Below are 16,195 nucleotides of genomic sequence, written 5' to 3' on the forward strand. Positions count from 1 at the left end.
ATAAAATGAGGTGCTCCAATGTCGGTATTTAAAACTCAAGAAACGTACTGGGAAAACCTGTTTGATGAAGAAGACGGTCTAAGCGCATTCCCTTACTTTAAAGCAGCGGATAAAGCGTCGTTGGTCCGTACCGGCTACCAGGAAAAATGCATCTGCCGTTCCTTATCTCCGGAAGTATCTCAAAGAATCATGACAATGGCGAATCATTCCGATATGGCGGCCTATCTGATTTTATTGGCGGGTATTGAGTGCTTGTTATATAAATATACGGATCGAACGAGCCTGATTCTTGGCATTCCAACGGTATCGAAGCAAAAAGCCGGCCAGTCAGCCGTTAACAACATTGTCCTCTTAAAAAATACACTTTCAAACGAGAGCACATTTAAAACCGTATTCGGGCAGCTGAAAGAAGCCGTTAATGATTCTCTGAAAAATCAAAACCTGCCGTTCAGAAAAATGGCCCGGCATCTGAGCGTGCAATACAATGACGAGCATATGCCTTTGATTCATACCGTCGTTTCGCTTAACGAAATTCATTCCTTGCAATGTAAAGAAGATACTGCAACCGATACGCTGTTTCACTTTGATTTGGAGAACAACGGGATTCATTTGAAGCTTTTTTATAACGGCAATCTGTACGATGAGCGCTATATCAATCAAATTGTATCCCATTTGGATCAGCTGCTGTCTGTGATCCTGTTTCAGCCTCAAGCCGCGATCCATACGGCAGAGATCTTACCGGAAGCGCAAAAACAGAAGCTATTGTTTGATTTTAACGACACCGTCAGAGATTTCTCCGGGAGCAGAACAGTCTATCAATTATTTGAAGAGCAGGCAGAAAGAACGCCTGAGAATGCGGCCGTCAAATTTAAAAACGACCATTTGACGTACAGGGAACTGAATGAGAAGGCGAGCCGTTTGGCAAGAACATTGCGTAATTGCGGGGTTCAACCCGATACGTTAGTCGCCATTCTCGCTGATCGTTCATTAGAGATGATCGTATCCATTATAGCTGTTTGGAAGGCAGGGGGCGCTTATGTGCCCCTGGATCCTGAATATCCAAAAGAGCGGCTTCAATATTTGCTTCATGATGCGGATGCAGACGTTCTCCTTGTTCAGCATCATTTAAAAAACAGCCTCGCCTTTGACGGCCCGGTGATTGATTTGAATGATGAAGCATCATACCATGCCGATTGCTCATTGTTATCACCAGTAGCGGGACACAGCCATTTAGCCTATGTCATTTATACGTCGGGTACAACAGGAAAGCCGAAAGGGGTCATGGTTGAACACGGCGGCATTGTGAACTCGCTTCAGTGGAAGAAGGCGTTTTTCAAGCATTCTCCGGCGGATCGCGTGCTTGTCTTGTACCCGTATGTTTTTGATGCGTTCATTTTAAATTTCTTCGGCCCGCTCATCTCAGGAGCAACTTTGCACCTTCTGCCTAATGAAGAGAATAAAGAAACTTTCGCCATTCAAAATGCCATAAAACAAGAGAGAATTACCCATTTTTCAACTTCCCCCCGTCTTCTGAAAACGATGATTGAACAGATGAACAGAGAGGATTTCATCCATGTTCAGCATGTTGTTGTAGGCGGTGAGCAGCTGGAAACAGATACAGTTGAGAAGCTGCATTCTCTGCAGCCTCGCATTCGGATCAATAATGAATACGGACCGACAGAAAACAGCGTGGTATCTACATTTCACCCTGTTCAGTCCGCTGATGAACAGATCACAATCGGCAGCCCGGTGGCCAACCATCAAGCTTATATTTTAGGAGCGCACCATCAAATCCAGCCGATCGGCATACCGGGAGAGCTGTATGTCGGAGGAGCGGGAGTGGCCCGCGGCTACCTCAATCGGCCTGAATTGACGGAGGAAAAATTTGTGGAGCATCTGCATGTCCCTGGTCAAAAGATGTATAAAACGGGGGATCTCGCCAGATGGCTGCCGGATGGAAGAATCGAATATTTAGGGCGGATTGATCATCAAGTGAAAATTCGCGGCTACCGGATTGAGATCGGCGAGGTAGAGGCAGCCATGTTCAATCTGGAAAACGTTCGTGAAGCCGCAGTCGTCGCGCGGGAAGACGCAGACGGGGCCAAACAATTGTATGCCTATTATGTCGGCGAGCCTTCTTTGACCGCTGCGCAGTTCAGAGAAGAATTATCCCGGGAACTGCCGAATTATATGATTCCCTCCCGCTTTATCCCTTTGGAACGCATTCCGCTCACTTCCAATGGGAAGATTGATCTGAAAGCTTTGCCTGCTGCTGACGAAAATACGCGGGCGGAAAACGAATACATAGCCCCGCGGAACACAATAGAAGAACTGCTGGCGTCTATCTGGCAAGAAGTATTAGGGGCAGAACGTATAGGAATTTTGGATAATTTCTTTGATTTTGGCGGAGATTCGATTAAATCAATTCAGGTGTCATCCAGATTGTATCAAGCCGGATACAAGGTTGATATGAAGCATTTGTTTAAACACCCCTCGATTGCTGAACTTAGTCAGTTTGTAGCACCGGTCAGCAGGGTGGCTGATCAAGGAGAAGTGAATGGCGGAACCAAGCTGACCCCGATACAGCATTGGTTTTTTGAGCAAAAAATGCCGCATGCACACCATTACAATCAGGCCGTCATGTTATATTCGGCGGAAGGCTTTAAAGAGGGCCCGCTTCGCCGGACGATGGAACGGATCGCGTCGCATCACGATGCCTTGAGGATGATTTTTGAAAAAACGCCGGACGGATACGCTCCGCGAATTACAGGAACAGATGAAAGTGAACTATTCCATCTGGAAGTGATGAATTATAAAGGGGAAACCGATCCGGCTCAAGCGATTGCCGATAAAGCGAATGAGATTCAAAGCAGCATGGTATTAGACAAAGGGCCATTGGTGAAGCTCGGTTTGTTCCAATGTCCGGACGGGGATCATTTGCTGATTGCAATTCATCATTTGCTGATTGACGGTGTATCCTGGCGTATTTTGCTCGAAGATTTTGCAAGCGGTTATGAGCAGGCAGAACGCAGACAAACGATCCAGCTCCCGCAAAAAACAGACTCGTTTCCATTCTGGGCCGGTCAATTGTCCAAATATGCGGCGGAAACCGATATGGAAGAGGAGATTGCGTATTGGACTGAGCTTTCAAGTATAAAGCCTCAGCCATTGCCTAAGGACACTATCAGCGAAGGGTCGTTATTAAGAGACAGCGAAGAAGTGACGATTCAATGGACAAAAGAGGAAACGGAGCAATTATTAAAACAAGCGAACCGCGCCTACAACACGGATATCAACGATCTGCTGCTGACTTCGTTAGGGCTGGCTGTTCACAAGTGGACAGGCACGGAAGACATTGTCGTGAATTTGGAAGGCCACGGGAGAGAACCGATTATTCCGGATGCTGACATTTCCCGCACGATAGGATGGTTCACAAGCCAGTACCCTGTCGTCCTGAGGATGGAAGCCGGAAAAAACCTGTCGCAGCGGATCAAGATCGTAAAAGAAGGGCTGCGCCGTATCCCTGACAAAGGAATGAATTACAGCATCATCAAATATATATCCGGGCACTCGGAAGCCGACAGCCTGCAGCTGAATCCGGAGATATCGTTTAATTATTTGGGACAATTTGACCAAGACCTGAAGCATCAGGCTTTGCGCATCTCGCCTTTTTCCACAGGGTTGTCAATGAACGAAAACCAAGAGAGAACGGCCGTGCTTGATTTGAACGGAATGATTGCCGAAGGGACATTATCACTGACACTGAGCTACAGCAGCAAACAATACGAAAGATCTACTATGGCTCAATTTGCCCGGGGGTTGAAAGAAAGTCTGCAAGAAGTCATTGCGCATTGCGTAAGCCGGCAGCAGACTTCTCTCACACCAAGTGACATCCTGTTAAAAGACATCTCAATCGACGAACTGGAACAGCTTTTGGAGCAGACGCGTGAATTAGGCGAAGCGGAAAATATTTATCCATTAACGCCGATGCAGAAGGGCATGCTGTTTCACAGCTTATTTGATCCGAATTCTGGTGCTTATTTTCAGCAAACGATGTTTGATCTGCATGGAGATCTGGAAATTGATTCATTTTCAAAAAGCTTGGACGGCTTATCGCAAAAATATGATATTTTCCGCACGAATTTTTACAGAGGCTGGAAGGATCAGCCGCTCCAAATCATATTCAAAACGAAAAAAATCGGTTTTCAATTCAATGACTTACGAGAGATGAAGGAATCACAAAAAGAAGCGATGATTCAGCAGTATGCCAGAGAAGATAAGATGCGGGGGTTCGACTTAGAAAAAGGCGCGTTAATGCGGTTATTCATCCTTCGTACGGATGAAAAAACATACCGTTTTATCTGGAGTTTCCACCATATTTTGATGGACGGCTGGTGTCTGCCGCTGATTACAAAAGAAATTTTCGAGAATTACTTTGCTTTGCTTCAGCAAAAGCAGCCTGAACAATCGTCAATTACTCCGTACAGTCAATATATTGAATGGCTCGGCCGGCAAGATGCGAAAGAGGCCGCGGCTTATTGGGATCAGTACTTGGAGGGATATGAGGAGCAAACCGGCCTTCCTAAGGATCACCATGCAGCGGAGGACGGACGATACGTTCCTGAAAAAGTGACGTGTGACATAAGCTCCGATCTCACTTCGAAAATGAAGCGGACGGCAGGCAAGCATCATGTCACGCTGAACACGCTGCTGCAGACGGCATGGGCGGTTTTGCTGCAGAAATATAACCGTAGCCGGGACGTTGTGTTTGGAAGTGTTGTATCCGGAAGACCCGCTGGAATTCCAAACGTGGAAACCATGATCGGCTTATTCATTAACACCATTCCCGTCCGGTTCCGATGTGAAGCCGGGACAACGTTTGCTGAGCTTATGAAAGAGGCGCAGGAAAGGGCTGTAGCGTCCCAAAAATTTGAGACGCACCCACTGTACGATATTCAAGCGCGTACAACGCAAAAGCAAGATTTAATTACACATTTAATGATATTCGAAAATTATCCGGTTGATCAGTATATGGAAAGTATAGGCCGCCAAAACGGAACATCCATCACGATTTCCAACGTACAAATGGAAGAACAGACCAACTACGATTTTAATTTGACCGTTATACCGGGCGACGAGATGAACATCTCTTTTGAATACAATGCAAATGTGTATGAGCGGGCAAGCATAGAGCGGGTTCGGGAACATTTCATGCAAATCCTGCATCAAGTCGTGACAGATGCGGATATCCGGGTGGATCAAGCGGAATTGTTAACGGAAGGCGAAAGAAGAACCCTTCTGCAGACGCTGAACGACACGGCTGCGCCGTTCCCGCAGACGCCGGTTCATCAATTATTTGAAGAGCAATCGCAGCGTACGCCCGATCAAGCAGCCGTCATTGATAAGGACAGGCAGCTCACGTACGGAGAGCTCAATAAGCGGGCCAACCGCCTGGCGCGAACGTTAAGAGCGAAAGGAGTGCAGACGGATCAGCCTGTAGCCATCATCACAAGAAACAGCATCGAATCGGTGGTCGGAATCCTTGCCGTTTTAAAATCAGGCGGAGCCTATGTACCTATAGATCCGGAATATCCGCAAGACCGCATCCGGTATATGCTGGATGACTCCCAAGCCGGAATCGTTTTAATGCAGCGGGACGTCAGGAAACAGCTTGCCTATGAAGGCGTCACGGTTTTACTTGATGATGAAAGTTCTTATCACCAAGATGGCTCTGACCTTGCTCCGATAAGTGATGTGAGCCATTTGGCATATGTCATTTATACGTCAGGTTCCACAGGCCGGCCAAAAGGCGTACTAATCGAGCACGGAGGCTTGACCAATTATATTTGGTGGGCGAAAGAAGTTTATGTAAAAGGCGAGAAAGCCAACTTCCCATTGTATTCGTCAATTTCTTTTGATCTGACGGTGACTTCTATTTTCACGCCGCTTGTCACAGGCAATGCAATCATCGTCTATGACGGAGAGGATAAAACAGCTCTGCTTGAATCAATTGTGCGGGACCCGAGGGTGGATATCATTAAATTGACCCCGGCCCATTTGCAGGTCTTGAAAGAAATGAACATTGCCGATCAAACGGCTGTCCGAAGAATGATTGTGGGCGGGGAAAACTTAAGCACCCGGTTAGCCCGCAGCATTCATGAACAGTTCGAAGGCCGGATTGAAATATGCAATGAGTACGGACCGACGGAAACCGTTGTCGGCTGCATGATTTACCGTTATGATGCCGCAAAGGACAGGCGGGAATCAGTACCGATCGGAACCGCTGCGGCAAATACGAGCATTTACGTTCTTGATGAGAATATGAAACCCGCGCCGATCGGTGTCCCGGGAGAGATCTATATCAGCGGCGCCGGTGTGGCAAGAGGATATTTGAACCGTCCCGAATTAACGGCAGAGAAATTTGTCGATGACCCGTTTGAACCCGGAGCGAAGATGTATAAGACCGGAGATTTGGCGAAGTGGCTGGCGGACGGAAACATTGAATATGCGGGCAGAATAGATGAACAAGTGAAAATCAGAGGCTATCGTATCGAATTAGGCGAGATCGAGGCGGCACTGCTTCAAGAAGAAGTGATTAAGGAAGCTGTCGTTACAGCCAGAGAGGACGTCCACGGGTTTAAACAATTGTGTGCATATTACGTGAGCGGCGGGCAAACAACGGCAGCCCGGCTCCGGAAACAATTGTCTCAAACCCTTGCAAGTTATATGGTTCCGGCTTATTTTATCGAGCTTGATGAAATGCCTTTAACTTCTAACGGAAAAATAAACAAAAAAGGGCTGCCGGCTCCGGATTTCGAACTGCAGGACAGAGCAGAGTATAAAGCTCCCCGAACAAAAGCTGAAGAAATATTAGTTTCTGCCTGGGAATCGGTATTAGGCGCTGAAAACGTCAGTATTCTTGATAATTTCTTCGATCTTGGCGGAGATTCCATTAAATCCATTCAAGTATCCTCCAGATTAAATCAGCAAGGATACAAAATGGAAATCAAAGACTTGTTTCAATATGCAACAATTGCAGAATTGAGTCCGCATATCAAGCAGAATCTGCGTATAGCCGATCAAGGTGAGGTCAAAGGAAAAGTCAGCCTGACTCCTATTCAGCATTGGTTTTTCGAACAAACAACAACAGATCAGCATTATTACAATCAAGCCGTCATGCTGCATGCGCCGGAAGGTTTTCAGGAAACGCAGCTTCGTCAAACCCTGCAAAAGCTTGCTGAACATCACGATGCGCTCCGCATGACGTTCCGGACTACGGAAAATGGCTGTGAGGCACAGAATGAAGAAATCACCCAAAGCGGACTGTACCGCTTAGAAGTCATGAATCTGAAAGAAGATCCCGATCCGGGACGTACAATTGAAGCCAAAGCTGATGAGATACAAAGCAGTATGCATTTAAGTGATGGGCCGTTAATGAAAGCCGGGTTGTTTCAATGCGCAGATGGAGATCATTTGCTCATTGCCATCCATCATTTGATTATAGACGGGATTTCATGGCGCATACTACTGGAAGATATCGTTAGCGGCTACAAGCAAGCCGAGAACGGGCGAGTGATTCAACTGCCGCAAAAAACAGACTCTTTCCAATTATGGGCTAAGAGACTGTCAGAATATGCGCAAAGTGAAACCATAAAACAAGAACAGGAATATTGGACAAAAATCGAACAAACCGAAGTCAAACCGCTGCCTAAAGATTTTCATGAAACCCATACAACTGCAAAAGACAGCGAAACAGCAACTGTGGAATGGACGAAAGAGGAAACGGAGCTCTTATTAAAACAAGCGAATCGCGCTTATCACACGGAAATAAACGATTTGCTTTTAACTTCTCTGGGTCTTTCCATATCGCATTGGTCAGGACTGGAACAAATTCCGATTCATTTAGAGGGACACGGCCGAGAACAGATTATACAAGATATAGATATCTCCCGCACGGTCGGGTGGTTTACAAGTCTGTATCCGGTTGTGCTGCACGCGCAGCCGGGCAAAGAAATCTCTGATTATATCAAGACGACCAAAGAAGGATTGCGCCAAATTCCGTATAAAGGGATCGGATATGGAATAGCAAGGTACTTAAGCGGCGGAATGCCATCGAAACTCAATCCTGAGATCAGCTTTAACTACCTGGGACAGTTTGACCAAGATTTACAGCAGCATGGGGTTCAGTTATCTTCTTATTCTTGCGGTTCAGACTCAAGCGGAAATCAAGAAAGACCGTATGTATTGAATATAAACGGAATGATCACCGAGGGCCGGCTGAAGCTTACGATCAGCTACAGCAGCAAACAGTACGCAAAAGAAACGATCATGCGGTTATCGGAAACGATTCAAAGCCGCCTGCGGACAATCATTACGCATTGCGTTCATAAAGAACAATCGGAACTGACGCCAAGCGATATTTTGTTAAAAGGCATATCCATTGACGAATTGGATCAGCTCCTCATTCAACTGCCGCATGCAGGTGAGGTTGAAAACGTGTATCCGCTCACTCCGATGCAGAAAGGAATGCTCTTTCACAGCCTGCTGGACGAGGCCTCAAGTTCTTATTTTGAACAAGCATCGTTCGATTTGCAGGGAGAGTTAAAGATTGATTGGTTTAAAGCAAGCCTTGAACGATTATTTGAAACATACGCCGTGCTCAGAACCCGTTTTTACAGCGGCTGGAACGATACTCCTTTACAAATTGTCTATAAAACGCAAACACCGCAAATTCATTTTGCAGATTTGCGTGATATAGAGGAGCACCTGAGAGAGGATACAATCGCAGCCTATCAAAGAGAAGACAAGGCAAAAGGATTTGACTTGGCTCGGGATCCGCTGATGCGCATAGCGATTTTCCGTATGGAAGACCGCAAATATCATTTGATTTGGAGCTTCCATCATATTGTGATGGATGGCTGGTGCCTGTCTCTTATCACGAAGGAAGTGTTTGATCATTATAGCGCCTTACAGGAAGGCAGGGAACCAGAACCGCCATCGGCAGTTCCTTACAGCGACTATATCGAGTGGCTTGACCGCCAAGATCAGGGAGCGGCAAAGCGGTACTGGAGCGGGTATCTTGAAGGATATAAAGGTGAAACCACGCTTCTTCATAAAATAGCGCAGCATGAACAAAAAGAATACGCTTATGCCAATGCGATCTGCCGATTTGATCACGAACAGACAAAACAATTACAGCAGATCGCAAATCAGCATCAGGTTACGTTAAATACGTTGATCCAAACGTTATGGGGGATTTTGTTACAGAAATACAGCGGGTCCGCAGACGTTGTCTTCGGCAGTGTCGTGTCGGGAAGGCCGGCGGAAATTCCTGATGTGGAACAGATGATCGGCCTGTTCATCAATACCATTCCGGTTCGCATCCGCTGCGATGAGGACAGCACTTTTGCTGATACGATGCAAATGGTTCAACAAAACGCGCTGGCTTCCCAATCGTACGATACCTATCCTTTATACGAAATTCAGGCCCAAACGGAACAAAAGCAAAACTTAATTGATCATATCATGATCTTTGAAAATTATCCGATAGGGCAGCAAGTTGAAGAGGGCCATGATGCTGCGGATTTAAATATCGTGAATTTCCATATAGAAGAACACACCCATTACGATTTTAATGTAGTTGTCATCCCTGGCGAACAACTCACCGTTCATTTTAGTTTTAACCGAAATGAATATGAACAATCAGAGGCAGAGCGGATTCGCGGACATTTTGAACAGCTTATGCAGCAAGTATTGCAGCTGCCGTCTGTCAAAGTAGAAGAAATGGAACTTCTGACGCAGCAAGAAAAAGAACAGCTGCACAGCCGTTTTCAGTCTAACGAAATGCATTACCCACGTGAACAAACGATTCATCAGCTGTTCGAGGAACAAGCACTCCGGACGCCGGACCATGAGGCGGTTATATTCGAGGAGCAGCGTATGACTTACCTTGAGTTAAATGAACGGGCCAATCAACTAGCACGCACTTTACGAGCTGAAGGCCTACAGGCCGACCAGCTTGTTGCGATCATGGCTGAGCGTTCTCTAGAAATGATGGTCGGGATTTATGCAATCCTGAAAGCGGGAGGCGCTTATGTGCCAATCGACCCGGATTACCCGGAGGAACGCATACGCTACATCCTTGAAGATTCAGGAGCGACCCTGCTGCTGTCACAGCGTCACGTGAAAGAACGGGTTGCTTTTGCAGGAACGGTCATCGATCTCGATGATACTTCCGTTTACGATGATGACGTTTCTAACTTGGAGCCGCTGTCCGGTGCGGGCGATAGGGCATATGTAATCTACACGTCCGGATCGACCGGCAAGCCCAAGGGGGTTATGGTTGAACATCGTCCGGTTATAAACCGGTTGATGTGGATGCAAAAGGCTTATCCGATCGGCAGCGGCGATACGATTTTACAAAAGACAGCGATCACCTTCGACGTCTCGGTATGGGAGCTGTTCTGGTGGGCTTTGACCGGTGCGAAGGTGTGCCTGCTTCCGCTCGGCGGAGAGAAAGACCCTGAAGTGATTTGGAACACAATAGAAGAGCAAAGTATCACGACAATGCATTTCGTCCCGGCGATGCTGCACGCCTTCCTGAAGTTTGCGGAAACACAGACGGCGAGCGGACAGACAAGCAAGCTGCGTACGTTGCGGCAAGTGTTTGCAAGCGGTGAGGCATTAATGCCGGCACATACGGCAAGATTTCATCGCCTTATTACGCCTGTGAACGGCGCCCAACTGATCAACCTGTACGGCCCGACGGAAGCAACGGTCGATGTGTCGTACTTCAACTGCGAAGCAAACCAAGCGTATGCATCAGTACCGATCGGCAAGCCGATCTCGAATATACAGCTGTATATGATGGCACCGGGATCAATGCGTCTACAGCCAGTCGGAGTACCGGGAGAGCTTTGTATCGCAGGCGACGGGCTGGCGAGGGGGTACCTGAACCGTCCGGAGCTGACTGCGGAGAAGTTCGTGGATCATCCGTTCGAGCCCGGCAAACGGATGTACCGGACGGGAGATCTGGCGAGATGGCTGCCGGACGGTAACATCGAATATTTGGGCCGGATCGATCATCAGGTGAAAATTCGAGGATACAGGATCGAACTCGGCGAGGTGGAAGCTCAGCTCTTAAAGATAGAATCGGTACAGGAAGCAGTAGTCACCGCTCTTGAAGACGGAGCCGGAGAAAAGCAGCTATGCGCATACTTTTCAGCGAACACCGAGCTGATGGTAAGCGAGCTGCGAATAGCGCTGTCGCAGGAACTGCCGGGGTATATGATCCCGTCGTACTTTATCCAACTGGAGCGTTTGCCGTTAACGGCAAACGGAAAAATCGACCGCAAAGCATTACCAGCACCAGAAGAAGGCGTGCAAACAGGGATCGAATATGTTGCTCCCCGTACAGCGGCGGAAGCGCAGCTGGCGCATATCTGGCAAGAGGTGCTTGGACTTCCGCGTATCGGCGTGAAAGACAATTTCTTCGACATCGGCGGTCACTCGCTGCGGGCAACGACGCTGATGGCGAAGCTGCACAAAGAGATGGGGGTCAGCCTGCCGCTGCGGGAAGTGTTCCGATCGCCAACAATTGAAGAAATGGCAGAAACGATTACCGGAATGAAACACACAGCATATACATCTATCCCGACCGTTGAAGCAAAAGAATACTATGCCGTCTCCTCGGCGCAGAAACGGCTGTACATTTTGAATCAGCTGAAAGGCGGAGAGCTGAGCTACAACATGCCGAGTGTCATGAGAGCCGATGGAGCTTTGGATCGGGAACTTGTCGAGAAGGCGATCCGCAAGCTGATTCAGCGCCATGAAACGCTGCGTACCGGCTTTGAACTGATAGACGGAGAACCGGTGCAGCGGATCTATGACGACGTCCAATTTGCAGTGGAATTCACTCAAGCGAAAGAAGAACAGGCGGAAGCCCTCGTTCATGGTTTTGTGCGTGCATTTGACTTGGAGAAAGCACCGCTGCTGCGGGTAGGATTGATCGAGCTTGCAAAAGACCGCCATTTGCTGCTGTTTGACATGCATCATATCATTTCCGATGGCGTATCTATCAAGAATTTGATTGAAGAGTTCGTTTCATTATATGAAGGAAAAGAATTCCCGCCATTGCGGGTTCAGTATAAAGATTATGCGGCGTGGCAGCTGTCGGATATGCAAAGCGAACGGATGAAGAAACAGGAAGCGTACTGGCTGGATGTGTTCAGCGGAGAGGTTCCGGTGCTGGATATGCCAACCGACTACGGAAGACCGGCTGCGCGGAGCTTTGATGGAGGACAAATCGAGTTTGTCATCGGACCGGAGTTGACGGAACAGCTGAAAGGCTTGGCGCTGAAGAGCGAAAGCACGCTGTACATGGTCCTGCTGGCTGCTTATACGACCATGCTTGCCAAATACAGCGGGCAAGAAGACATCGTAGTAGGCAGCCCGATTGCCGGAAGAACCCATTCGGATTTGGAAAGCTTAATCGGCATGTTTGTGGGCACACTCGCGATACGAACGAATCCGGTCGGGGAAAAAACATTCCGAGAATACGTGCAGGAAGTCAAAGAGCATACATTAAAAGCGTACGAAAACCAGGAGTATCCATTCGACGAACTGGTGGACAAGCTGAATGTGTCCCGGGATTTCAGCCGCCATCCGCTATTTGACACGATGTTCATATGGCAAAACACAGAACAGGGAGAATTGAGCCTCGATGATGTGCGTTTTACCCCTTATCCGGACAACCATGCGATGGCGAAGTTCGACCTGACGTTCCAAGCGGCAGAAAATGAAGACGGAATTACAGGTATGATCAGTTACGCGGCAGCGCTGTACAAGCAGGAAACTGCGGAACGCATGGCAAAGCACTTTATCCAATTGATCGAGGCGATTGCGAATGATCCGCAGGCGCCGCTTTCATCGCTGGAGATGATCACCGCGCAGGAGAAAGAGCAGATTGTGGAAAGATGGGGTCAACCGGCGATAGACTGCCCAAGGGACAAAACAATTCACCAATTGTTCGAGGAGCAGGCGGAGCGCACGCCGGAACATACGGCCGCAGTTTACGAGAAAAGCCGATTCACATACCGTGAGCTGAATGAGCGGGCCAACCGCCTGGCGCGGATTTTAAGAAGCGAAGGCGTGCAGCCTGACCAGCCTGTGGGTATTCTGGCAGAACGTTCTCTGGAAATGATCGTGGGGATTATGGCGATCCTGAAAGCCGGGGGCGCGTATGTGCCGATGGATCCGGACAGTCCGCAGGAACGCCTCCGCTATATTCTGGAGGATTCAGGAGCAAAGGTTCTGCTGGCACAGCCCCATTTACAAGATCGTGTATCCTTTGCCGGAGAGATTTTACTGCTGAATGACGAACGAATGAACAGCGGGGATGGCTCGAATCTGGTGACGGCAGCCGGACCGGATCACTTGGCGTATGTGATTTACACATCAGGCACAACCGGCAAGCCAAAAGGCACGCTGATCGAGCATCGCCAGGTCCTTCATTTGATGGAGGGGATCCGCGGACAAGTGTACGGTGCTTATGATTCGGGATTGCGTGTGTCTCTGTTGGCACCGTACTATTTCGACGCATCGGTCAAGCAAATTTTCGCGGCACTGTTAGGGGGACATGCACTGTATATCGTCCCTAAAGCATCAGTATCAGACGGTTATGCCTTGTCAAACTATTATCGCACCCACCGCATTGACGTAACAGACGGAACACCGTCACATTTGCAATTGCTTATCGCTGCAGACAGCCTTCATGGGGTAACGATCCGGCACATGCTTATTGGAGGAGAGGCGCTCCCGCAGGCGACGGTGGCGCAATTGCTTGAATTGTTCGCTTCGAACGGGTCATCAATGCCGCTCATAACCAATGTATACGGTCCGACGGAAACCTGCGTGGATGCATCGGTCTTTCACATCGTACCGGAGACATTGGCATCCGCTGACGACGGCGGTTACGTGCCGATCGGCAAACCGCTGGGCAACAACCGTGTGTATATTGTTGATTCCCATGATCGGATGCTGCCTATAGGTGTAAAAGGTGAGCTGTGCATCGCCGGAGACGGAGTAGGACGGGGGTATCTGAACTTGCCTGAATTAACGGGCGAAAAGTTTGTGGCCGATCCGTTTGTAATCGGAGAGCGGATGTATAAAACAGGCGACCTTGCCCGTTACCTGCCGGATGGAAACATTGAATATGCCGGAAGAAAGGATCACCAGGTCAAAATTCGCGGTTACCGGATCGAACTTGGCGAGGTGGAAGCCGCTCTTCTCAACATCGAGCATGTACAAGAAGCGGTGATCGTGGCCAGAGAAAATGCAGAGGGGCAAAGCGATTTGTATGCCTATTTTACAGGGGAGAAGTCACTGCCGATCAATCAGCTTAAAGAAAAACTCTCCGATCAAATACCAGGCTATATGGTTCCTTCATACTTGATGCAACTGGAGCAAATGCCGTTAACCTCCAATGGAAAAGTGAATCGCAGCGCGTTACCGCTGCCTGAAGCAGGCTTGCAGACCGGGATTGACTATGTTGCTCCAAGGACAAGACCGGAAGAGCAGCTGGTTCACATCTGGAAAGAAGTATTGAAGGTAGAACAAGTCGGCGTGAAAGATAACTTTTTCGATCTCGGCGGGCATTCGTTACGGGGGATGACGCTCGTTACCAAGATCCATAAGCAATTCGACAAAAGCATTTCATTGAGAGAAGTGTTTCAATACCCGACGATTGAAGAAATGGCGAGGGTCATTGCAGGCGCGGAAACCAGCGGTCCGGATGAAATCCCTGTTGCAGAAGCCAAAGATGTTTATCCTGTATCTTCTGTGCAAAAGATGGTTTACCTGTCTACACAAATTGAAGGCGGAGAACTAAGTTACAACATGCCGGGGATTTTGACATTGGAAGGCAGGATCGACATGAATCGTTTACAATCTGCGTTCCAAAGTCTGATCCAGCGCCATGAATCGCTACGAACCGGATTTGAAATGGTCCGCGGAGAGCTGGTGCAGGTGATCAAGCCGCAGGCGGATTTCTCTATAGAAAGGTACAAAGCAGCTGATGAAGAGGTCGAGGAGCTGTTCCGCAATTTCGTGCGGCCTTTCGATCTCAGTCAGGCTCCATTGCTTCGGGCCGGACTCATCGAATTAGAACAGGACAGACATGTTTTCATGTTTGACATGCATCATATCGTTTCAGACGGCGCTTCTATGAATATTTTTGTTGAAGAACTGATTCAATTGTATGACGGCAAAGAATTAACCCCGCTCCGGATTCAATACAAAGATTACACTGTATGGCAGCAGCAGGCGGAGCAGAGGGAACGAATCAAAAGGCAGGAGAGCTATTGGCTGAATGTATTTCATGAGGAACTCCCGCCATTTGAGCTGCCGAAAGATTTTGCCAGACCGCGAATTCGAAGCTTTGAAGGCAAGCGATACAATTTCGCCCTCGATGAGACTGTGATCCAGGGGATAAAACAGATGGAAGAATTGACCGGATCGACCGCTTACATGATCTTGCTGTCAGCCTATAACATACTGCTGGCCAAATACAGCGGTCAGGAAGATATCGTCGTCGGTACGCCTATTGCGGGAAGAATGCATGAAGATTTACAGCATATTATCGGGATGTTTGTGAATACGCTGGCCATCCGTACGGCCCCGGCTGGAGAAAAAACCTTTATGGACTATGTAACGGAAACAAAAGAAACGATGCTGAAAGCTTATGAAAATCAAGAGTACCCTTTTGAAGAATTAGTCGAGAAACTGGGAGTGAAACGGGACTTAAGCCGTAATCCGTTATTCGATACGATGTTTGTTCTGCAAAATACGGAACAAACGGATATCGAATTGGACTCTCTCGCGGTCAGACCATATGAACAAACGAATACGGCGGCCAAATTTGATTTGCAGCTGACCTTCGTGATGAATCCGCACGAGATTCAAGGAAGCTTTGAGTATTGCACGAAGCTGTTTAAACAGAAAACCATCGCTACGCTGAGCAAGGATTACGCCATGATTCTGTCGGCGATCATAAAAGACCCATCGATTCCTTTAAAAGAAATTCAATTAAGTGAGAAAGTAAACAAAAGTGAACACTTTGCAAGCGAAATCGAATTGAATTTCTAAAAACGGCCGAAACCGGCTGTCCCCGGCATGATGTTTTTACGGGGACAGCGGT

1 protein-coding gene is annotated in these 16,195 nt (G+C 48.1%); it reads left to right on the top strand.

What is annotated here, in order from left to right; genetic code table 11:
• Nucleotides 1–18 precede the first annotated feature (18 nt).
• Nucleotides 19–16,143 carry a non-ribosomal peptide synthase/polyketide synthase gene (locus D5S11_RS03795; RefSeq protein ID WP_108724941.1) on the top strand — a complete coding sequence of 5,375 codons (16,125 nt, stop codon included), beginning with the start codon at nt 19–21 and terminating at the stop codon, nt 16,141–16,143.
• The last annotated feature ends 52 nt before the right edge of the window (nt 16,144–16,195 follow it).

This window comes from Bacillus sp. L75 (assembly GCF_003676355.1).
In the GTDB taxonomy this organism is placed as follows: domain Bacteria; phylum Bacillota; class Bacilli; order Bacillales; family Bacillaceae; genus Bacillus; species Bacillus velezensis.